17 protein-coding genes and 6 pseudogenes are annotated in these 20,267 nt (G+C 57.9%); 9 read left to right on the top strand and 14 right to left on the bottom strand.

The window, feature by feature from the left end; genetic code table 11:
- The 5 genes and pseudogenes from XH90_RS37900 to XH90_RS37880 form a co-directional block, all read right to left on the bottom strand.
- A pseudogene (locus tag XH90_RS37900) lies at window positions 1–1,007 on the bottom strand (nucleotidyl transferase AbiEii/AbiGii toxin family protein).
- Entirely contained in the window at window positions 1,000–1,599 is a 600-nt protein-coding gene (locus tag XH90_RS37895; protein WP_128955174.1) for a DUF6088 family protein, read from the bottom strand. The pseudogene XH90_RS37900 and the gene XH90_RS37895 overlap by 8 nt, the downstream one beginning before the upstream one ends.
- 179 nt (window positions 1,600–1,778) lie before the next feature.
- Complete coding sequence (locus XH90_RS37890; RefSeq protein WP_128929598.1) at window positions 1,779–2,195, bottom strand: hypothetical protein; 417 nt, start codon at window positions 2,193–2,195, stop codon at window positions 1,779–1,781.
- Between the two features lie 58 nt (window positions 2,196–2,253).
- Entirely contained in the window at window positions 2,254–3,447 is a 1,194-nt protein-coding gene (locus XH90_RS37885; RefSeq protein ID WP_128929599.1) for a Fic family protein, read from the bottom strand.
- A gap of 405 nt (window positions 3,448–3,852) precedes the next feature.
- Window positions 3,853–4,677, bottom strand: coding sequence for a hypothetical protein (locus XH90_RS37880; RefSeq protein WP_128929600.1), 825 nt, complete (start codon window positions 4,675–4,677; stop codon window positions 3,853–3,855).
- A gap of 56 nt (window positions 4,678–4,733) precedes the next feature.
- Between XH90_RS37880 and XH90_RS37875 the strand changes: the two genes are divergently transcribed.
- Window positions 4,734–5,153 carry a GFA family protein gene (locus XH90_RS37875; protein ID WP_128929601.1) on the top strand — a complete coding sequence of 140 codons (420 nt, stop codon included), beginning with the start codon at window positions 4,734–4,736 and terminating at the stop codon, window positions 5,151–5,153.
- Between the two features lie 52 nt (window positions 5,154–5,205).
- On the opposite strand, the pseudogene XH90_RS39730 reads toward XH90_RS37875, so the two are convergent.
- Window positions 5,206–5,928 (bottom strand): annotated as a pseudogene (locus XH90_RS39730) (CBASS cGAMP synthase); the annotation flags it as partial.
- A 313-nt stretch (window positions 5,929–6,241) separates the two neighbouring features.
- On the opposite strand from XH90_RS39730, the gene XH90_RS37865 reads away from it, so the two are divergent.
- The 5 genes from XH90_RS37865 to XH90_RS37845 all read left to right on the top strand — a co-directional run bounded on the left by XH90_RS37865 (window position 6,242) and on the right by XH90_RS37845 (window position 9,738).
- The gene (locus XH90_RS37865; protein ID WP_128929603.1) at window positions 6,242–6,433 is read left to right on the top strand and encodes a hypothetical protein; all 192 of its coding nucleotides are present in this window, start codon (window positions 6,242–6,244) and stop codon (window positions 6,431–6,433) included.
- Window positions 6,434–6,673: 240 nt separating this feature from the next.
- Complete coding sequence (locus XH90_RS37860; RefSeq protein ID WP_128929604.1) at window positions 6,674–6,931, top strand: hypothetical protein; 258 nt, start codon at window positions 6,674–6,676, stop codon at window positions 6,929–6,931.
- Window positions 6,932–7,042: 111 nt separating this feature from the next.
- Window positions 7,043–7,843, top strand: a complete 801-nt coding sequence (locus XH90_RS37855; RefSeq protein WP_194408521.1) for an SAM-dependent methyltransferase — start codon at window positions 7,043–7,045, stop codon at window positions 7,841–7,843.
- Between the two features lie 15 nt (window positions 7,844–7,858).
- The gene (locus XH90_RS37850) at window positions 7,859–8,080 is read left to right on the top strand and encodes a hypothetical protein (RefSeq protein ID WP_128929606.1); all 222 of its coding nucleotides are present in this window, start codon (window positions 7,859–7,861) and stop codon (window positions 8,078–8,080) included.
- Window positions 8,077–9,738, top strand: a complete 1,662-nt coding sequence (locus XH90_RS37845; protein WP_128929607.1) for a hypothetical protein — start codon at window positions 8,077–8,079, stop codon at window positions 9,736–9,738. Before XH90_RS37850 ends, XH90_RS37845 begins: the two co-directional genes overlap by 4 nt.
- Window positions 9,739–10,018: 280 nt before the next feature.
- On the opposite strand, the pseudogene XH90_RS39510 reads toward XH90_RS37845, so the two are convergent.
- From XH90_RS39510 to istA, 3 pseudogenes are all read right to left on the bottom strand, one after another.
- Window positions 10,019–10,418: pseudogene (locus tag XH90_RS39510) on the bottom strand (hypothetical protein); the annotation flags it as partial.
- Window positions 10,419–10,629: 211 nt separating this feature from the next.
- A pseudogene (gene istB / locus XH90_RS37840) lies at window positions 10,630–11,352 on the bottom strand (IS21-like element helper ATPase IstB); the annotation flags it as partial.
- A gap of 8 nt (window positions 11,353–11,360) precedes the next feature.
- Window positions 11,361–12,851 (bottom strand): annotated as a pseudogene (gene istA, locus XH90_RS37835) (IS21 family transposase); the annotation flags it as partial.
- Window positions 12,852–12,966: 115 nt separating this feature from the next.
- Between istA and XH90_RS37830 the strand changes: the two are divergent.
- The 3 genes and pseudogenes from XH90_RS37830 to XH90_RS37820 form a co-directional block, all read left to right on the top strand.
- A pseudogene (locus tag XH90_RS37830) lies at window positions 12,967–13,353 on the top strand (transposase); the annotation flags it as partial.
- A complete protein-coding gene (locus XH90_RS37825; protein WP_128929609.1) occupies window positions 13,350–13,952 on the top strand; it encodes a plasmid pRiA4b ORF-3 family protein in 603 nt (200 codons plus the stop codon). The pseudogene XH90_RS37830 and the gene XH90_RS37825, both read left to right, overlap by 4 nt.
- A complete protein-coding gene (locus XH90_RS37820) occupies window positions 13,916–14,263 on the top strand; it encodes a hypothetical protein (RefSeq protein WP_371746379.1) in 348 nt (115 codons plus the stop codon). The genes XH90_RS37825 and XH90_RS37820 overlap by 37 nt, the downstream gene beginning before the upstream one ends.
- A gap of 81 nt (window positions 14,264–14,344) precedes the next feature.
- Here XH90_RS37820 and XH90_RS37815 read toward each other — a convergent pair whose 3' ends face one another.
- The 5 genes from XH90_RS37815 to XH90_RS37795 all read right to left on the bottom strand — a co-directional run bounded on the left by XH90_RS37815 (window position 14,345) and on the right by XH90_RS37795 (window position 20,245).
- Entirely contained in the window at window positions 14,345–15,001 is a 657-nt protein-coding gene (locus tag XH90_RS37815) for a GntR family transcriptional regulator (protein ID WP_128929610.1), read from the bottom strand.
- A 162-nt stretch (window positions 15,002–15,163) separates the two neighbouring features.
- Window positions 15,164–16,570, bottom strand: coding sequence for an MmgE/PrpD family protein (locus tag XH90_RS37810; protein ID WP_128929611.1), 1,407 nt, complete (start codon window positions 16,568–16,570; stop codon window positions 15,164–15,166).
- A 204-nt stretch (window positions 16,571–16,774) separates the two neighbouring features.
- Window positions 16,775–17,596: a pyrroline-5-carboxylate reductase gene (locus XH90_RS37805; protein ID WP_164933845.1), complete on the bottom strand. Its 822-nt coding sequence runs from the start codon at window positions 17,594–17,596 to the stop codon at window positions 16,775–16,777.
- A gap of 29 nt (window positions 17,597–17,625) precedes the next feature.
- Entirely contained in the window at window positions 17,626–18,942 is a 1,317-nt protein-coding gene (locus tag XH90_RS37800; protein ID WP_128929613.1) for an FAD-binding oxidoreductase, read from the bottom strand.
- 7 nt (window positions 18,943–18,949) lie between these two features.
- Window positions 18,950–20,245 (bottom strand): FAD-binding oxidoreductase, encoded by a 1,296-nt coding sequence (locus XH90_RS37795; protein WP_128929614.1) that lies wholly within the window; start codon window positions 20,243–20,245, stop codon window positions 18,950–18,952.
- Window positions 20,246–20,267: the final 22 nt, after the last annotated feature.

Below are 20,267 nucleotides of genomic sequence, written 5' to 3'. Positions count from 1 at the left end.
TCAATGTCGCTCGTTGGCACGCTTCTGCAAATCTGCGCAGCGCATCATCAGACCGGCAAAAGGCATGGCGTCGCCGAGAAGCAAACCGGCATCGACCATCTTCTGATAGTCGGCCTCAAGTTCTTTGCGCATTTCACCGTCAGGGACGAGCTGGAGTTTGCCGGAAACGGCGGCATGATAGTCAATCACGTTGCCGTCCCGATCTTTTGTGCGAAAGAATTTGCTTTTCCAGTCGGCGACTTCGTTTGCGAGATCCTGATCGTCGAATGCAGCCTTGGCATAGCCAGCATCATCAAGCTTCACAAGGTCATGCCAATGGCGGGAGATGCGATCGCCTTTGATGCCTTGGGCGCAAAGGACGTGGACGGCGGTGGCTTTCTCCCAGAAGGTGCGCTGAGGCAGCATGATCTTGGGCGCCGCTGCCGAAAACGATAATTCCGGCAGATAAGATGCTGCGTCGCATGTGACCTGGCGTATCTCGGCCGGCTCGCCGGTTGATCGAGCACCGAATTCGAGTTTGACGGACGGCGCTACATATTCGGAACCTTCGGAGACTTGGTGATAGTCGATATAGATCACATCCGCATCGACGCGGAATTTTACATTCACACCCGTCGCCGCGGCATGTTGCTGTAGAACCGGCAGGGCTTCATCTTTGACCCACACGACTAACTTTTCGCGCGCAGCCTTCGTCCATTTGTCGGCTTGGGCGCGTGTCTCGGGTATCGGGTGATCGCCTTTGGCGAGTTCGGGAATGATCTGACGAACGTCGTAGGTGAGATCGATATCTTCGGAGAAGCGCTGGATGATGCCATAACCTTTTGAGAGCGAGGTGCCGCCCTTGAAAACGAGATGTTCGCCGAGCTTCGTTTCAAACAGGCCCTGCAAGGCCCATACGACCCAACTATCTTTTTCAAGCAAATGAATGGGTCGGCTGAGGCGGTGGCAGCAACGCCAAGTGCCTCAAGCCGATCTTCGGCAGAAAACGTCAGAAAGGATTCAGCCATAGCTTAGCAGCGATTGGCTGATCGATTTTGACATCCACGCAGGCAGAGCGGGGCGCACGGCGATGAGGTCTTGCAACGTTTCCGCCGACAATTTCTGCTTAAGGACCCGCAGCGCATCGTTCGCTTGCCGTTTGCCGAGCCATTCCAAGGCGCGAATGGCTTGCCCGGCAGCCGGCTTTGCCGGAAACAGCATCCATTCTGGCGCATGCTTCACCTCAACGGTTTGTGCGCCGAGCTTAAGCTCCCGGTCAGGACCAGACGTCAGATAGACGAGTTTCGTTGGCACCTGGGTCGTAAGACCAAGTGCGTTTGCAGCTGCTGCCCCGTGCGGGACGATTGTTTCGGCACGCGTGGCAGCGAGCGCTTGGACGACTTTCTCCGCTTGCGGTGCGCGTACACCGAACCGGGTTTTGACCGGCAGGACGTAGAACCCATGAGCAAGGCGCATCAGCTCGTTGCGCTCAGAAAGCCTTTTCAGAGCTTGATCGACCGCTGCACGGCTCCCCAAATGCAAAGCATCCTTAGCACCAATCAAGGCGCCTTCGGGCAATGTTCGGGCATATTCCAGAATGCGCTCAGCTACGGTCTGCATGCCCCTCCTCCTATCTGTCAGAAATAGATAGTGATTTCTGACAGCCTGCAATACTTAGCATGCTTGCCAAGCAAAATCAGCAGGTTAGCTGCTAAATTCATCAAGCAGGTAGGTCGAAACACGCTGGATTTTGTTCCCGAGCGGGCTGATGGATCGCACGCCCGCACCCTAAGATAGTGTCATGAGGAATCCGTCACGCAAGCTAATTCACCGAGGTTCCGATGACCCGAATTGATCGTTACTCGCTGGCTGTCGTGCCGCTCGAACAGCTCTTCAATGAAGAGAGCCTGGACATTGCCATGGGTTTTATTTGGAGCCGAAACGGACGTTTCTATTTGGTCACGAATTGGCACGTCATCACATGCCGGCGATTTCCGACTGGCGAAAACTTGCATAGCCAAGGCGCGCGGCCGAACAGGTTGCGCGTCTTGTTCAATCTGGGATTTCAGCAATTTGGAAAGCAGGAGCACCTGATAACGATACGTGACGACGACTCTCGCCCTTGCTGGCTGATCCACCCGAACCGGAATGTCGATGTCGCTGTGAGGGGGCAGTTTTCCATGGCGCGCGACATGTTTCCTGCGCTCCCGCGGCATTACGGGTGTCTGGGCGCGCTCAGGGGCGTAACGAGTCTCCTACCACTCACTCCCGCAATCACGTTTCCGGGAACAATCGCGGAAACAGCACATCCAAGGCCTCAACCGGAAAGCGGAGCGATACCGCGCCCTTGGGCGTGTCTGATCCGAGCACGCCGTCGGCAAGCACGTCAGCAAGCACGCGACGCGCGGTGCGCTCAGGCAAACCCGTTATCCGGGCGACGTCACCACGCTCGAACTGCCCGCGAACCAGCGCCTCTTCGAGGAGGCGCTTTGCTTCTGGCTTGAGCGTGTCGCTGCGTTCGACATAGGTGTTTAAGCGCGAGCCTAGGTTATCAAGCTCAAACAGCCCGTCCATGAACTTCACCTGATCAAGACAGACCTGGAGAAACCATAGAACAAACTCGTTGAGCGCCTTCAGCGAAAGATTGCCCCGTCCGTCGAGGTCTCCCTGTCGTGACGAGTCCGCCATATCCATCATGCGCTTGTACTCGCTCGGCGATTTGAGGCCTCGGGCGAGGCCGCGCGAAATCGACCATAACCCGTGTGAACCGATGCCGGCCAGCTGGGCCATAGCGTGGCTCATCAAGCGGCTAACGCGGCCGTTTCCGTCAGGAAACGGATGGATGTAGTTGAAGCGGTGATGCGCCGCAGGGATCGCCATGATTCGGCCGGCTGTTTTCAGCGGCCTGAAGGCGTAGCGTTGCTCGAAATAGCGCATAAAGTCGTCAACACGCTCGCTAGATGGCGGAACGTGACGGCCTATCGCAACATCATGCTCAGGCTTCGACCGCCATTCGCCGGGCACCATCATAAAGGTCGTGTCGTTGCCGCGGATTTGGAGCATATCGCCCGGCGCCCCTCGATAGAATTCACGATGCAACCACTTGATAAACTCCACTGAGGCCGGCTCACCGAGCTCGCTGTCGGCGGTAAGGCGATCGATCTCCGTCTGCACGCGTACATGTGCCGCGGCCTCCAGCTGAAGGTTGCGACGGCCCTCGTCTTGGTCAAGCTCCCCCTCGAGCGCGCGAGCAATGTCCTTTGGCCGCGTGTTATGGCCCTCGATGAGGTTGCTGTAGTAGGTGTTCATCAGCCGCACCAAGTTGGCAAGGTTCGCAGCTGTGCGCTGATGAAGCCCGACACCGAGCCTGGCCGAGGCTGCCGACAGGTCGGCAACCACATCCGCGATGGCCTCGGACGTTTCCTCAAGCCGCGCCGGCTCAATGCGCTGGGGTGTTTCTATCGCCATTGGCCGATCTTATCGCAAATTAACTAGCTGATTTTACGCATGAATTTCCAAATTACAACCGAATTTGGCCCATTTATTGGCCGATCTCCGATTGCGCTTTCGTGACCGCTGGAACTTTCATTCAAGGCATTGACTTTAAAGCATATTTTAGACCTTTAACGTTTCGATTGGCCGGTATTTTGGCCGGTCCTGCGATCTCTACATGAAAGGTTCTTCATAGGCAGTCCTCTCACCCAACGGCCCTCCTCGCTGGCCGGTACATACATATGCCTCGCCGCCCACTACGAAAAATACCAGTCCCGACGTACTGGGATGTTTATAATCTTCGCGCGACATATTCGGCAAACTCGCGCGCCGTGACGTGCGGATAGCGGCCATGACGGCGAGTGCTGCGCTGCGGCGTTCCTACCCGAGTTCGTGCATCGGCCACGGTCTTGGGCAAACGCCTGCGTGGCGCTGACCGATGACGGTAAGGAGGCCAAGTAAAGCGCTGCCGCAGACATCACGTTCGCCGATTTGAAGCGAGCCGGCGTCCGCTGGGGCCGCACTTGGGTCGATGCCCGCGTTACTGTCGTTCGAACCACTGTTGCTCCCCCGAGCGGTTACTCGCGCCCAGAAGAACACGTCGTCGAGGTAGTTCAACGGCAATATCTCGGAGAGTGTCACCCGGTCTCCGGGCTTCAATTGGACGCGCGCGGGCGAGTAGTAGGCGGATCCAGACTCGACGACCGGACAATCGGATCGGAGGTTGACTGCGATATCCGGGGAAAGCCTCGTGCCCATCAAGAATCCACGCTTATCTGCGTCGAGGAGTATCTGCAGAGTACTCAATCCGAAAGGCATGTCGGGCGTATTTTTGGCGAGCCGAGCCGAACGTTTTCCGAGAAAGACGCACCCTGAAACCGCGATTTCGATAGCATCTACGGCCGTGCTCGTCGGCCTGGTTCCGCCGAGCTCGGCCATGCTCGGAATGGCTTTTCGCGCGATCGGTGACGCGGTCGGACCGCTGAGGATCGATGCGAAGCGCGTCACCGGAATTGCGATGCCTTGCGTCGCGCTGCCCGGCTGGTTGGTCGCTTCGATCATAAGTCCGATCACCCGGCCATCCGAATCCAGCACCGGCGAACCGCTGTCCGATCGGACGTAGTCGCCGGACAAAGTTATCTTGTCGGCGGTCTCATCGAGAACGCGCGCGGCCTGGGCCGTCGCTTTCGCACTCTCCTCGCGCAACTAATCTGCTAGCCTAGTGCTTTGCAGTGAGTCTCGGACGACGATGGGGAATTACTATGGTCTACGCAAGGTGCAACTGTGGTGCAGTCATGCTCTCGCTCCCGGAAGAACCGTCCAAGATAGTCGTTGCTTGTCACTGCATCGACTGTCAACGTCGAACAGGTGCGCCGTTCGGCGTGGGAGCATATTACCCCGCGGAGGTTGTTACCGTCTCAGGAACTTCAAAAGAGTTCGCACATGCCGCTGCAAGCGGCGGGGAAATGCATAACTATTTTTGTCCGCAGTGCGGATCAACGGTCTATTGGAAAGTCACCAGCTTGCCTTCGATGATCGGTGTTGCAGTCGGCGCGATGGCAAATCCAAAGTACCCAGCTCCCGGCATATCGGTTTTTGAGAAATCGAAACACGACTGGGTTCAAATTGAGGGTGCCGTAAAGCACTTTCGGGAAAACTACCACCCGGAAAATTCAGGCTGAAATCTCGCCCCGCGCCGACGAGGTGATTGACGCGTCGAACTTGCGGTCCGAGGTCGGCCACCGCCTGCTTAAACCAATCTTCGAGCAGACGAGGGTCGGATTCGATCCACTTGCCTTCCCGAAGAGCGAGCCGGAGTTCGTCCTGATTGAGGCGCTCGTATATCTCGTCATCGAGCGTCTCTGCATCAAGAAACAGCGCGCTGTCAGCCCGCTTGGTCAATGCGGCGTCCTCGGCCAGCCGAACGAACTCCTGATCCGGGATCGCGTACAGCGGAAGGTCGATGTAAGCTTTGCTGTCGAGGACGACGCGGACGCATTTTTTGGCTCGTCTATCCAACGTCCATTTTCGTTTTTCGCAGAGCGGCGCAAGGACCGTCTCGACCAACCGGTAGTAACCTGCGGCCGCGATCACGGGGTTTCCCGTCTTGGCGAGAAACGAGACCGGAAGGTAAACGCCATCGTCGTAATCAATCTGCTGCGGCGGATGTGCCGGATCATTGAGCGTGCGATACGCGGGCGAGGCACTACCCTGCATACGGAACTTCAGACGCAATCGAGGTTCGGTCGCGCCCTTCCGAACGGCAGTCGTTTCCATAACCAAACTACGATCCGCGAAGCGTTGCCAATCCGAAAATCCAGCCTTAAGCGTCTCTCGGATCTCGTCACGTGCCTTGCGGAGCTTTCCCTCGCGCGGCTCCGGTACCGTGAGCCGGGCGAGATAGTCGTTCTCGGTCGCCGCGTCAGTGAATGCGCGATGCAAGTTGAGTAGAGCCATTATCACCCCCAAATCGAGCGGAATATCAACAAAATGTGGTGGGCTGCTGCCCAGACACGAGAGGTGACGTGAACAAATAGGGTCCCGCCGGAACGCGCCTTCTTTCCCAGTTAAAAATGCGAGAGGATTCGGTCTTCCGGTGGGCAAGCCGTGGTTTGTAACAAAACTTCAAAAAAATATAAGTGATTTCAATACGATCTGGCAGAGAGAGTGGGACTCACCCCCTTTCGGGGTCGCGGACCCCTTGTTTACAAGCCTAACCTTCATTTTCAGGGGTTCTTGTACGGCCGGTCCCACACCGAGGTGCTCCACCATGTCGAATTTCAAGATGCCCAAGCCGATCAAGCGACCGACCTCCGAGAACTACTGGATCCGCAAGAAGGTGCCCCTGGTCGGCAAGACCGAGCTCTGGGCCACTCTGGGGACCAAGGACGAACGCCAGGGCCAACATCAAGATCGGCGCCGTCAACGTGGCCATCGAGGCTCAATGGGCCCGCCTGCGTGACGGGGCTGCCCGGGCGGCGAACTCGACCGAGGTAAGTGGCGACCCGCGCCAAGCTCAAGAAGCCTCTGTTCTACGATCCGGAACGTCGTCGCGGCGGAACGGTCAGGGCATCCTCAATTCCACAAGCTCGCGGAGCGGATCGGCGAATGGGTTCACGGTCCCGGAATCAACATACCCTACGACGTGAAGCCCAACCACGGCTGGCGCCATCTGTTCAAGAGCGTGGCGAGGCACGTCAAGATGGACCGCGAGGTCGAAGGCTTCATCACCGGCCACCGTCCCAAGGACTCGAACGCGGGCAACGACTACGGAGACTGCTGGATCGAGACGATAGCGGCCGAGATCGAGAAGTACCCGCGCTACGACATCGCCGCTCTTGATCATCCCCCGGTGCCGCACAAGCGCCGCGGGCGGACCAACTTCGACGTCGCGATCGCGAAGGTGGCGAAGGAAGGGCGCAAGGCAGCACGCGCGAGCCGGAACTCTGGTGCTGGCTAGGCGACAGAGGAGAGCGGGTGGATGGGGCAAGCGGAATTCGCTTCCCAATTTCCGGATTTCTCCGGGCAGGAGTAGCGGATAGTGAAGGAACTGGGGTAAAAACGACCTGTGATGTCGCAAAGCTGTCCACCTTCGCCGGAGTACCCGCCGATCAAGACCGCCGATCTCTACCTCATCGGATGCGGAATCCTGCCTGCGCGAGACGTCACTTTGGAAGCGCTCTCGATCCTGCGTCAGGTGGTCTCATATACGACGCTGCCAAGCCCCAATCTCCGGTCGTTTCTCGAAAGCAACGGGCTTGATTTCGTCAACATCGAGCACCTCTACGAAAAAGGGAAAGAGCGAGCGAAGATTTACGCAGATGTCGCCGCCCATATTTTCGAAAAGGCGACCAGGGAGCGTCCGGTCGCGTATTTGACCTACGGGCATCCGATGTATCTCGACGAGCCCGTTCGTTTGATGATAGCCGGCGCACCGGCAAGAGGTCTGCGGACGCACGTCGTACCAGGTGTCTCATTCGTCGATTCCATCATCGCACGATTGCCGCTTGTGGTCGGCCCGGCCGGCTTCCAGGTCATCTCGGCCGATCCCTTGGTCGAAGGCACAGCCTCGATCAATCCGTGGCGATCGACCCTCGTCGCGCAAATCGGCAGCTTTCGGATCCCCACCGCAGACGGCGAGCAGGCATTGGCTCCCGCATTGCTGGCACCATTGATGGAGCGGCTGCTCGAGCAGTATCCCGCCGACCACCGCATAACTTTTTGCGACCTCGATGAGAGCGGCGCGGAGCCGCTGTTTCTGACCGTTCCGCTTTGCGCTTGGAGCCTGGCGGCGGATGGGGTAAATTACGCGACGACAATCTACATTCCGCCGATCGACCCCGCCAATGGCGGTCGCGAGAACGGCTTTTGAAACGGGACGTTTGCCATGACTACCGGCCCACTTGAGCGCGTGCTCGCCAGAGCGAAGGAGTTGCTGCTGACGGCGCCCGACGATTGCGCCCGTGAAATCAGAGCAATGCCGGAATTCACACAGCTGTCATCAGCCGAGCGGTCGGCTGTCGCGCAGTTGCCCGTGCGCGAGATCGCCGGTTTCCTGGCGACCGCCGATATCAGGCGTGTGGCGTCACGGAAGGCTGCGCAGGCTTGACGCAGACAGGTGAGCCCGAACAGGACTCACCCCCGCCGTACCGCGAAGTCTACGCGGCGGCGATTATGCCGTTCTTGTACCAACCCAATATTCATGAGTTTGGGGGATGCGGGAGCACGAAGCACTTCACGCGAGTAAAGTCTGAAAAAAAGACGGCCAAGGCAGCGACGTCCCCCCAGCAGACGCCCGAAGCGGCGACACCAAGCTGGGTCAAGGCATTCGGCAAAGCTAGAGACAACATCTACAAGGCGCAACCGGCTTGGCGCGAGGTCACTCAGTTCAGCATCGAGGTGCCGATCGAAAAATTCGACCTCTATAAACAAGAGCTTGAAGAGAAGCCTGATAGAGAGGAGGCTAAAAAGCCGCGGAAATTTCCGATTGAGAATCCTCGCTTCAGGGCGATCGTTTCACTCTTCCCTGGGACGGGCGTCGGCACGATCGCCTTCTGGCTGAAAATCGGGTCAATCCATGCGTGCGATGCTTTGCAAGCGGTTGACCTCTTCAAGCTGACCGACCCCGCTGCGGCTTTCGGCTGTCTGAAGGTGGCTCACAGGTCGACCCCCTTTGAGCAGGTCTCGGACCTTGCAAAATTTTACCTGCAGATGTTCCGGGAAGAATCTCCGGCCTTATTCACCGAGCCCCCCGAGCGTCCTGCGGTTCATCCCGAGCTGCGACGATGGAACGAGACCTATAGGCAAGTCTTGGAACGTGCCCGAGCCTACTGGGCCAGATTTCAAGAGAAGTATCCGGATCTTTCGCGCGACTTCAAGGAACCAAGTCAAGAGGGTGATGAACAAGACCCGTCTTTCTCCTATCCTTTCTTGTACGTTTCCTCCGTCGCGGACACGAGAAATGCGGCCGACCTCAAAGAGGGGAAAACAGGGCAGGAGATCGTTTCGATCAACAACCGCTACCGCCTCTTGGACCAAACCATTGCGGCCTCCGAGGTCGAACAGGCGTTCGAGGCCAATCTACTACAATACGACTATGGGGTGATCCTGGTCTCGCGTGCGAGCACGGTCGAAATCCATGCGGAGATGCCGTTCTCAAGGCCGAAGGCCGGGCAGACGGTGCAAGACTCGATTCTCGACGACCTCTTCCAGTTGATGCTCCTCGCCGAGGTCCCGGTCATGCAGTTGTTTTCGCTGCAGCACGTGAATTTACGACTAGGGAGCGATCTCGAGAACGTTCGGACCGAGTTGCATCCTAGGACTTGGCGTAACCCGCTCGCTGTAGCCTTAATTTCGCTGGTGGCTCTCTTTGTTGCAGTAGTCATCATTTACGCATCTGTGCGGGCATCGTGGCCGCTAACACTTTTGAGATGGCCAGCGAGGCTTTTGGAAGTTTGCGCTTCCATCCTCTTCTGGCTGTCGATCTCGGTGGTCGCTTTCAGCTTAGCAGAACCGCTTTGGCAGAATTTGCTGCAAAAGCGGAAGTTCATGAACTTGATCAGCCGCTTCGGCACTGTGTGGGTAGCCGGTGAAGTGATCTACGGTCGATTCAACGATGCCTACCAAAGCGCGTTTCCGATCGCCCAACTGACGAAGAGTTACGAACAGAAGCAGGCGACACTCGATTCGCTGCTTGAGTCCGGGTTCCGTCTATTCGTTACGGTCGTAGGCCTGCTGGTCGGGCTGTTCACTGCGCTTGTTCGATGAGCACAAAGGCGCCGGTCTCGTCTCAGCGAATCCTCCTCGCCGACGATGGCACAGAAAGCATCTTCTCGGCGCCGGAACGACCAAGCTCGCTTACAAAGCCGCACGCCTGATCGCCTGGGCAGACGACACTGGAGGCTCTTGCGGAGCAAGGGGTCGACCGCGCGCTCGACCTCGGTCCGGGACACGCGCTGGCCCAGATGATGCAGAGCACATTCCCCTCGATCCGATGTTATGCTTCCGACGGATTCCACAGCATCAATGGTCTGCGCGACTGGATCGCCTTCAGGAAAGCGATCTCGTCCTCGGACGCTGTCTCGCAGACGTCGATGTACCCAGGATTTGGACCGACCGTCGCTGCCGTCGCTCCCGCGATAGCCGCGCCTCTTGAGTAAATCCTTGAGATCGAACGGGGATTGCTCCGCCCACACCCGCAGCGTCGGCTTGCGGGCGGTCCCGAGCAGGAGCGCGAGAGCAGGCTCTCCTGTTGTCGGCAGGTCGATCGAGAGGATTTCCAATAAAGCGTGGCAATCGTCGACCGCGCGATGCGCATGGTGGAAGAGGCCGGCACCGTTCAACAGGTAGCCGAGACGCGACCCCTCGAAGCCATGCTTCCGCCAGTCGACCTCGGTAGCCGAGCATCCCCAAGCCTTCGTCTCGAAGACCGGCCAACAGCGCGCCGCCATCTCTGCTGCGAATTGCGCCAGCCACGGCAGATCATACCGCGGTTTCATGAAGAGCGGCGATTTGCCTGTCAATCGGCCTGCAAATTTGACCCCTCATCGGCGTCCAATTTTGACCCCTTCGTGCGGCGGGCTTTGCTGGTAGCGCTCGTCTCGTCGGAGCTGGCCGGGATAGCGGAGGCGAGACGAGCGCGGTGGCGTGATCGTCGTCTCGGCTCTTGAACCGCCAGCTATCGTTGCCGGTTTCGACAATGTCGCAGTGATGGGTCAATCGGTCGAGCAGCGCGGTGGTCATTTTGGCGTCGCCGAACACGCTCGGCCATTCGCCGAAGGCGAGATTGGTGGTCACGATGACGGAGGCGCGCTCATGGAGCCGGCTGACGAGGTGGAAGAGAAGCTGGCCACCGGACTGGGCGAAGGGCAAATAGCCGAGTTCATCCAGCACGATGAAGTCCATCCGGGTCAGATGCTCGGCGAGCCGTCCTTGCCGTCCGTTGCGGGTCTCGGTCTCGAGGCGATTGACGAGGTCGACGACGTTGAAGAAGCGGCCACGGGCACCGGATCGGATGCAGCTTCTGGCGATGGCAATGGCCAGGTGGGTCTTGCCTGTGCCGGTGCCGCCAACCAGCAAGACGTTGCGTTGTTGGGCGATGAAGCCGCCGCCAGCGAGATCATTGACGAGAGTCTGATTGATCGGCGTGCCGTCGAACTGGAAGTCGGCGATGTCCTTGGCCAACGGCAGCTTGGCAATGGTGAGCTGGTATTTGATCGACCTGGCTTGCTTCTCGTTGATCTCGGCGTTGAGCAGGTCGCCGACAATGCGCTGAGGTTCGTGCTGGCGCTTGACGGCAGTTGCCATGATCTCGTCGAAGGCAGCCTTCATGCCGTAGAGCTTGAGTTCGCCCATGAGGTCGAAGATTTGGGTTCGTTCCATCAGATGGTCCTCCGGAGGTTGTCGTAGCGGGCACAATCGGCGATCGGCGCATGACGGAGCGTCAGTGCGGCCGGCGTCATGATGTTGGCCGGTGGGGCGGGTTCACGTTGACGGGCCAAGATATTGAGCACGACATCGGCGGAATGGACGCTGTGACTGAGCGCTTCGGCACAGGCCGCTTCCACCGCGGGCAGACCGTCAGTCAGCACCGCGTTGAGGATGTCGATCATTTGCCGATTGCCATCGTCCGTGCTGGCAAGTTTGCGCCGGATCCGCTCGATCGCGGCCGGCAGCACCCAGTCTTTGAAGGGAGCACCGTTGCGCAAGGCGCCGGGTTTGCGGGCGAGCACCGGCACGTAATGCCAGGGGTCGTAGACGGTATCGCCGCGGCCAAAGGATCGCGGGTGCTCGGCAACGATGCGTCCATCCTGACGGATCACGATGCGATCGGCATAGGCTTGAACCTCGACCGGCCGTCCGACTGCGCTGGCTGCGACCGAGTACTTGTTGTTGTCGAAGCGCACCAGGCAGGTCTTCGAGACCGATGCCGTCACCGCATGGAAGCCGTCGAAGCGGCCAGCATAGGGAACGAGTTTGGGGCGTTCGGCTTCGAACACTTCCCAGATCGTCTGATCGACCAGCTCCGGATGGCGATGAGCCTTGGCGTAGGCGATGCATTTGTCGAGCAGCCAGGCGTTTAACTCGTCGAGGTTTTTGAACCGCAGCCGCGGCGTGAAGAAGCGTTCCCTGACCAGCCCGACCTGGTTCTCGACCTGCCCCTTCTCCCAGCCCGACGCTGGCGTGCAGGCGACCGGATCGACCAGATAGTGGCTGCACATCTGCAGGAAGCGGCGATTATAGAGACGCCCTTTACCGACGAAGATCGTCTCTACGGCGGTCTTCATGTTGTCATAGATGCCGCGGGTGCAGGTGCCTTTGAACAGCGCGAACGAACGGTCGTGGGCGTCGAACACCATCTCCTGCGTCTCCCGCGGATAGGCCCGCACGAACAGCATGCGGCTGTGACAGAGCCGAACATGGGCGGCCTTCACCATCACCGTGGTGCCGCTCAGCAAGACCACCTCGTGGCTCCAGTCGAACTGGTAAGCTTCGCCTGGGGCAAAACTCAGCGGGACATAAGCGGCTGCGGTCGATTGCCCGCGTTCCTTGCTCCAGCGCCTGGCGTAACGCCGCACCGCATCGTAACCGCCGTCGTAGCCGCGGCGGCGCAGCTCTTCGAAGATCCGGATCAACGTCAGCTGTTCACGAGCCGGTTTGGCCGCGTTCGCCGCCAGCAATCCGTCAAGCTCTACTGCCCATCGGCCCAGCTTTGGCCGCGGCTGCACCTGCCGCTCGTACTCGAAGGAGGTCTCTCCCGACCTCAGCACCTTCCGGACCGTGTTCCGCGACACCTTCAGGTCACGGGCGATCTCCTTGATCGTCTTGCCCTTGATGAAGTGCTCGCGCCGGATCCGGGCAATCGTCTCCACGATCAGCATCCCCCACCACCTGCTTCGTTCCAAAGCAGGCAGCGCAACAGACCAATCTGTAGGGGGTCAATTTTGGACGCCGATCCCCCGGCTTAGGGGGTCAATATTGCAGGCCGAATGACAGTTTGAGGCCAAGCTTGATCACCTTGCACCGAAGAGCGACACGGCGAAGGCTTTGCGTTACGCGCTGCGTCATTGGAACGGCCTGGCGCTCTACCTTGATGACGGGCGCATCGAATTGGACACGAATGCTGTCGAGCGTGCGATGCGGCCGATCAAGCTCAACGCCAAGAACTCCCTTTTTGCCGGTTGCGACGAAGGTGCCGAGAATTGGGCATTGCTGGCTTCGCTCATTGAGACCTGTAAGCTCAATGGCGTCAGTGCCGAGCACTGGCTCGCTGACGTTCTCGCCAAGCTCGTCAATGGTTGGCCTGCGGCGCGGTTGGACGAACTGCTTCCCTGGGCGTCGACCTATACGATGCATACACTTGATCCGAGGCTGGCGGCATGAACCTGAACACGACCGCGGTCCGGATCAAGGTGACCCTCAAGGATGTGAAGCCGGCGGTGATGCGTCGCCTCGTCGTACCCGTCACCTTGCGCCTTGATCGGTTGCATCTGACGCTTCAGGAGGCATTCGGCTGGACGAACGGTCACCTCTTCGAGTTCTTCGCTGGCGATGTTCATTGGGGAATTCCTGATCCCCACAACGATTACGGCCACCAGCCCATGGATGCGAGCAAAGCGCGCCTCTGCGACATCGTTCGCGAGACCGGCGCCAAGACGATCCACTATCTCTATGACTTCGGCGACAGCTGGGACCATGTGATCAAGCTCGAAAAATGGTTCGAGAACACCACGACGGAGGGACTTCCCTTCTTGCTCGAGGCCGCCGGTCGTTGTCCTCCGGAAGACGTAGGCGGTGCGCCGGGTTATGCCGAATACCTCGAAGCCATCAGAGACCCCGCCCATCCGGACCACGAACATATGCGCCTCTGGGGCCCGGGGCGGTTCGATCCCAACGTCGTCGACCGGAAGGCGCTCGAAGCCGCCGTCAACGCGTTGTCCGACATATGGAAACCGCGGCGGCGCGCTACGCGAACAAAATAGGCGTCAAGCGCCATTCAAAAGGGCCGCAGAGCTACACTTACCATGAATCCGAAGGTAATGCTGTTCGACGAGGTCCTGCCGCGCTCGATCCGGAAACAAAGAAGGAGGATCTGGTCACCATTCGCGATCTCGCCGCAGAAGGCATGACCTGCATTCTCGACACCTACGAGATGGGCTTCGCTCGCGAAGTGGCGGATCATGGCTACTGCACCGATGGCGGCGTCATCGTCAAGCACGGTGCACCAAGTTCGATCTTGGGTACGCCACGCGAAGAACGGACCCGGGTATTTCTCGATAAAGTACTGGGTTGATCTAACCGCCGCAGTATGAAGATTCAGGAAACGCCGGTGGCGTGAAGGAAAGTACGCTTTCCGCGCCAGCAATAGGAGCGCTCACCGACTCCTACGGCGCTGCACCATGAGCGCCTTCTTGGTGTTAGAGATATGTGCTTCGAGAAGATCGACGGCCTTTTCAACGTTCCCGGCGCGGCAAGCTTTTAAGATATCCACATGCTCTTCTTGCGGCGTTTTCTTGCCTGACGCCATAGAGACTTGTGCCCGGACGAACAAGCTCACCTGCCCGTAGTTGCCTTCGATAAGAGACAGCAATCTAGGTAGATTACAGGGGATATAGAGGGTTTCGTGAAACTTCCAGTTCATCTCCGCCCATTGAGCGGGGTCGCTTTTCTTGTCGTATTCCACGAGAATACGTTTGGCCTCATCAAAATCACTCTGAATCATATTAGGAATGGCTAGACGCAACGCGCGGCACTCCAGCGCAATGCGAATTTCCATCAATTCGATCACCTCGGCCGAAGTGAATGAGACTACCTTGGCGCCCCGATTGTTTAGGAGCGTGACCAGACCCTCCGCCTCGAGGTGTCGCAAGGCCTCCCTTACCGGAATGCGGCTCGTTCCGAATTTGTCCGCCAATTCCTCTTGGCGAAGCTGCTCGCCGGGGGCGAATGTCCCAGCAAGAATGTCAGCCCGGAGAAGCTTTCTCACCGTCTCAGTCGCCGAAGGCCTTTGTTGATTGTCCAGTTCTGTCACAAACTTCGCCTCAAATGTATCCTCTTTGCCGAAATTATATACAAAAGGAGGACGAAAGCAATTCGCTCACCCGAACATCAAGCGTTTCTGGGCCTTCCGACCTCCGTTGTTCTCCCTAAATACCCACCACCAGCAGATGTTGATTCTGACAGATTGTATTGACTACTCATCCAGAAGGCTATCGACTTCCGACCACTGCACAGTTTCGAGTTTCATCAGCATATTCCAAAGATCCCTGGCTTTCGGCTTTCCAACAGAAAGCGCTGCACACGTTTCGAATTTTCGTCGGAGCCTTTCAGGCGGAGCCGGATATTGATGGTTGCCGACCGCCACGCTTTGCCGCTTGAGATGGATCTTCCCCGACTTGTGAACCGCTTCGATTTCGGTAAAGGCGGCTCCTTTGGTATAGACCTTTTCGAACTGCTCCTTGGTTGACAGGTCGGGATGAACATAGGCATTGACTTTGCCCATGCGGCCGCGGATCTCATTTCCGGCAACGGACTGGTCGGAAAAACTCCCAAGCGTTACGTCGCCATGCGCCAATGCCGCCGCTATGCAATACGGGATGCTGAACCTCGCCTGCAGTGCATCTTTCGGATCGTTGTATCGCATTAAATTCAAAGCATGGTAGCTGACGCCCACATTGATGACCTCGAGGTCGTCCGCCACGATTTCGCCACTCGCAATACCCTCCGTTACAAGATCCAGGGCCGGATGTACAAGCGAGCATGTCGGATAAAGCTTGGGGTTATTGCGGATGAGTTCGAGGGATAGGCCAAGATCGCGGATTGCTTCGTCCGCGTTCAGCTTTTCTGGATCTGTAAAGAGATCGAAAAACCCCTCGTGCCCCTCGATCGCATTAGGGCTTGATCGCATTCCGGCCTTAGCAAGTTTGGCGGCAAGGACGCCGTTCTGCGCTGCGAATCCTGCATGTAGCGGTTTGGTCATGTATCCGAAGTTTTGACGTAATCCAGATGCAAGCGAGGCTGCAATTCCGAAGGCTTCTAGCATGAGCTTGCCATCAAGCCCCAACAGGTTTCCGGCGGCAGCGGCAGCTCCGAATGTCCCGAGCGAGGAAGTTGTGTGCCAGCCACGACCATTGTGTTCATAGGTTACGGCGATGCCGAGACGGCCTTCCATCTCGACACCGGCCGCATAGGCCGCAATGATATCTGCACCCGAAGCTGCCAGTTCGTCTGCGAGCGCAAGGATAGCGGGCAATACTGGGGCGGATGGATGCCCCACCATCGCATAATTACCGTCGTCGAAGTCATGCGCATGAGCCATAGCGCCATTGGCCAGAGCAGCATTTCGAGCTGTCGTTCGCAGCGCAGTATTCCAGACACGTGCCTTTCCTGGTTCTTCGGCGAAGAACCCGCCCATGACTCCCGCAACTTCCTCAGCTTTCGCCGCTAGGGCAACAGACAACGTGTCGGCAATGCCCCTCTTTGCGGCCTCGACGGCGGCAGCGGACATTGATTCGAACTTCAGCTCCGCGCAGAAGTCAGCAAGGATGCGGCCGACTTCCGGTCGCTGCTTTTGAGAGTCTGACGCTCTTTTCGCGTTCATTTTGCTTCCTTTTGCTTATCTATCGATTATGCCGACCAGACGTTTTTGTCCGGCCAATTCGGTTCGAGCTCGATTGGCATAGGTCCGCCATTTTTCAAATCGCGCCTTCGGTGCGCGGCAGCGCGATCCGGCCGCTTACGCATCCAGTTCGGCGAGAATTCGCCGTACACTTTCGAACCTCCCAATCGTCTTGCGATCCCAAATCTAACTTTTTCTTAGTTCGACACTCCGTCGATACGCAGCGCTGGTTGCAGCGCGTACTATCTTGGGAAGGGCCCCCTCACGCTCCATTTCGATCACGCCAGCCTCAGTGGTCCCTCCCGGACTTATGACGGCTCGCTTGAGCTCGGAAGGCGAGCGCGGATCAGCTGCTAACATCGCCGCCGAACCCAACATCGTCTGCGCAACGAGCAACTGAGCGAATTCTGTATCAAAATCCAGCCTCGCCAGCCGCTTGCGCCGCTGCTCAGCAAAAGCGAAAATATAGCGAGGCGCGCAGGCGTAGAACGGCATAGCCTTGTCAATCAATGCCGCGTCCACCACCCATTCAAATTTGCCGACTGGCGCGAAGACTTGCTCTACGGCCGTTTTTGCCGAGATTGGAAACGTCTGCCCGGTTACGCCGAGGCTCGTCCCTTGACCAACAAACGCAGGAAGGTTGGGCATAACGCGCGCCACTCTCGCACTGCCGCATACCTCCATTAATCGCCCAAGCGGCATGCCGGCCATAACCGAAAGAACCGGACTCTCGGCCAGCAAGCGTCGATGTCCATCAGAGAAAGTTGCAACATTCTGCGGCTTCACCGCCAATACGAGCAGATCGTAGCCTGATGATGAACTCGGAGCGTCCGGCAAGATTGATACGCCTTGAAGACCACGCACAGCGTCTTCCACTCGGCCGACATCCGGATCAACCAAGATCAATTTTAAATTAGGTAGTGCTTGGCGTACTCCTCGGATAAGAGCCGAACCCATATTTCCCCCGCCGAAGAACAGCAGTCGAGTGGACTCCTTCATCACCACCATTTCCCTATCCTGCTGGTCCAACTTTGAGATCAGGTTGCATCTGCACCGGCACGGAATTCCTCGTACATTGCCGTGCCACGCACGCCGACGAATCTGAATGGCTCGGGCGGCAGCCATCCGGGACGGCCGAGCGGTCCAGTCACCGTTTCTTGTGCGACTTTGCCGGCGACTAGTTCGGCAAGACGGCGCCCCAATGCGGTACCTTTCGCGACACCAGAGCCGTTATAGCCGGCACTTATAAAAAGCCCCTGCTCCAGCTCTCCCCAAAATGGAGCGCCTCCACGCGTGACGTCGGTAACTCCGCCCCATACGTATTCGAAGTCGATATCCGCAAGATGCGGATAACGACGGCGAAACCGATCGAGCAATCTTCGTCGGATTACGCTCTCCTTGAGCTCGGCCTCATAGGAATAGAGGCTGCGGATCATACAGCGTCCGTCGGAAAGTCTACGAAGGGTGCTACCACCGGCCCGTTGGGCCGACGTCATGCCCCATTCCGGAAGACTACCGAGCAGACGTGCCCTGTTGCCCAGCCTTTCCGTCACGCCCACATAAGTAAATAAGGAAACCAACCGATCTTTGCCGTATCCCAGCAGCTTAACAAAGGCATTGTTGGCCAGGATGACGTTCCGCGCGGATATCCGCGCCTGCGGACAAGTCAAGTGCCAACGCTCACCTACTTTTTCGATGTTGCTGACAGTGGTTCCTTCATGAAAGACAATGTCAGAAGGTAGATGATCTGCCAGACCGCGCACGAGCGCAGCCGGCTGAAATAGATGTGTAGACTCGGATCGAATGGCCAACCGATAAAAGCATGTGCCGGTTAGCTCTTCCAAAGCATCTTGTTTGTAAACCGGAAGCGTGCGGCCCTGTGTCGATGCGCTCTCGCTCATTCTCAACAGAGCCGCAGCGGCTCGCTCGCTTACAGCGGCCTTGAACGAACCGACCTGTCGAAGCCCGCAATCGATCCCGTACCGGGCCACGAGGTCTTTCAGCCAAGCCAAACCCTCGGCATCAAATACGGCTATGACGTTCTGTTTGCTTAGAGCATCGGCTGAGGCGTCAGCTCTGCTGGCCGATGCCATACTCACCGTTGGCAGATCGCTGCCAGAAAAGCCGGAATTCCGACCTGAAGCATTCTCGCCAACTGTTCCGCCGTCAATGATGAGAATATCAGTTTCGGGTTCCAGCTCTTTGAGCCTTCTTGCAACAGCGAGCCCAGTGAAACCTGCGCCTACAACGGCATGATCGACGCTCAGCTTTCCGTTGAGGGCGGGCCGGCAAATGCGAGGCGGTAGCATCGCGTTCCAACCGCTTCGCATCTGATACGTGCTTGCGCGATACATATCCGTTCTACTGTGCGAAAGCCGGCTGGCGTTTGACGCTCGACAGCCGGTTGAAAGTAAAAGGAGAAGGATCGACGATAGGTTTTTCGGAAGTAACCAGATCAGCCGTCAGATGCCCGGCCGCAGGACCAATCCCAAAGCCGTGACCGGAGTACCCGCTACTGATAAAAAATCCCGGAATGGTGTCCACTGCCCCAATGACCGGCTTTGTATCGGGCATGACATCGATCAGGCCGGCCCAGGTTGCGGCAACTCTCATATTGGCGAATACGGGAAACTCGCGACTGATATTACGCTGCGCCTGACGAAGATCGTATAGTGATGGCACGGGATCCAGGACACGTGTCTGTTCAAAAGGCGTTTGTTCATCCATGCGCCAGCGCGATTTCTGAAACAGCTCCGCAAGCGTGCGCCGCCCCAGACGCAGCCGTACATTGTTTCCACCAGTCAAAATCATCGGCAAATAGTCGACGAGATAGCGGAAACTGTCGGGCACGATTTCCGTTCGATTCCACGCGCCGTAACCTATGGTGAACCCTCCATCGTGCCGAGTGCGGATCGAAAAATCGGGGCCCTTGATCGACGTTTTTGGAGCCCCTTCCAACGGGTACGCTCGGACAAGGCTCGACATTGTCTTGAGTTGCGGCAACCGCAAACCCATATTGTTACAAAAGAGCGAAGACCAAACTCCGCCCGCCAAAACAACTGCTTCGCAAGATACTGGCCCGAGCTCCGTCACAACGCCACAAATGCGTCCCGCCCGGGTTTCAATTCCTCTCACAGCGCATGACACGACAATCTGCGCGCCGAGCGCCCTCGCCGCGCTTGCGTACGCAGCAGCTGCCAATGATGGCTCCGCCCTGCCGTCATTGGGAGAATACAGGCCGCAAGCCCACGGTCTTGACGCGCCAGGCAGCAAGGCTCGCAATTCAGCCCCTGAAACGATGCGAGCAACGATATCGTCGGGACAGGTGTTGGCGAGCCAGCTTTCACAAGCTTCTGCTTCCTCGTCGCGCTTGAATACCGTCAAAATACCCGTCTGTTTAAAGCCGACACTTTGGCCTAGCTGCCGCTCCAGATCGTTCCAGATTCGCAAACTTTCCCGGATCAACGGCATTTCTTGAGCGTCGCGCTTTTGAGCGCGAACCCAACCCTGGTTGCGTCCGGATTGCTCTGCTCCGATAAGTCCCTTCTCGCAAAGCAAGGTTGGAACCCCTCGCTTGGCCAGGTAGTAAGCAGTTGAACTGCCGATAATTCCGCCCCCTATCACGATCACTTTGGTTGAAGCGGGCAGTTGGGACATGACGAACCAGCAAAAAGTCAGG

The sequence above is a fragment of the Bradyrhizobium sp. CCBAU 53338 genome (assembly GCF_015291665.1).
In the GTDB taxonomy this organism is placed as follows: domain Bacteria; phylum Pseudomonadota; class Alphaproteobacteria; order Rhizobiales; family Xanthobacteraceae; genus Bradyrhizobium.
This window is presented reverse-complemented; position numbering and strand designations above follow the sequence as displayed.

Excerpts from the sequence above, each read along its gene's own strand:
- XH90_RS37895 (WP_128955174.1), bottom strand. The coding sequence starts at position 1,599 with ATGCAGACCGTAGCTGAGCGCATTCTGGAATATGCCCGAACATTGCCC.
- XH90_RS37890 (WP_128929598.1), bottom strand. The coding sequence starts at position 2,195 with ATGCCGCGGGAGCGCAGGAAACATGTCGCGCGCCATGGAAAACTGCCC.
- XH90_RS37885 (WP_128929599.1), bottom strand. The coding sequence starts at position 3,447 with ATGGCGATAGAAACACCCCAGCGCATTGAGCCGGCGCGGCTTGAGGAA.
- XH90_RS37875 (WP_128929601.1), top strand. The coding sequence starts at position 4,734 with ATGGTCTACGCAAGGTGCAACTGTGGTGCAGTCATGCTCTCGCTCCCG.
- XH90_RS37865 (WP_128929603.1), top strand. The coding sequence starts at position 6,242 with ATGTCGAATTTCAAGATGCCCAAGCCGATCAAGCGACCGACCTCCGAG.
- XH90_RS37860 (WP_128929604.1), top strand. The coding sequence starts at position 6,674 with ATGGACCGCGAGGTCGAAGGCTTCATCACCGGCCACCGTCCCAAGGAC.
- XH90_RS37855 (WP_194408521.1), top strand. The coding sequence starts at position 7,043 with ATGTCGCAAAGCTGTCCACCTTCGCCGGAGTACCCGCCGATCAAGACC.
- XH90_RS37850 (WP_128929606.1), top strand. The coding sequence starts at position 7,859 with ATGACTACCGGCCCACTTGAGCGCGTGCTCGCCAGAGCGAAGGAGTTG.
- XH90_RS37825 (WP_128929609.1), top strand. The coding sequence starts at position 13,350 with ATGAACCTGAACACGACCGCGGTCCGGATCAAGGTGACCCTCAAGGAT.
- XH90_RS37820 (WP_371746379.1), top strand. The coding sequence starts at position 13,916 with ATGGAAACCGCGGCGGCGCGCTACGCGAACAAAATAGGCGTCAAGCGC.
- XH90_RS37810 (WP_128929611.1), bottom strand. The coding sequence starts at position 16,570 with ATGAACGCGAAAAGAGCGTCAGACTCTCAAAAGCAGCGACCGGAAGTC.
- XH90_RS37805 (WP_164933845.1), bottom strand. The coding sequence starts at position 17,596 with ATGGTGGTGATGAAGGAGTCCACTCGACTGCTGTTCTTCGGCGGGGGA.
- XH90_RS37800 (WP_128929613.1), bottom strand. The coding sequence starts at position 18,942 with ATGTATCGCGCAAGCACGTATCAGATGCGAAGCGGTTGGAACGCGATG.
- XH90_RS37795 (WP_128929614.1), bottom strand. The coding sequence starts at position 20,245 with ATGTCCCAACTGCCCGCTTCAACCAAAGTGATCGTGATAGGGGGCGGA.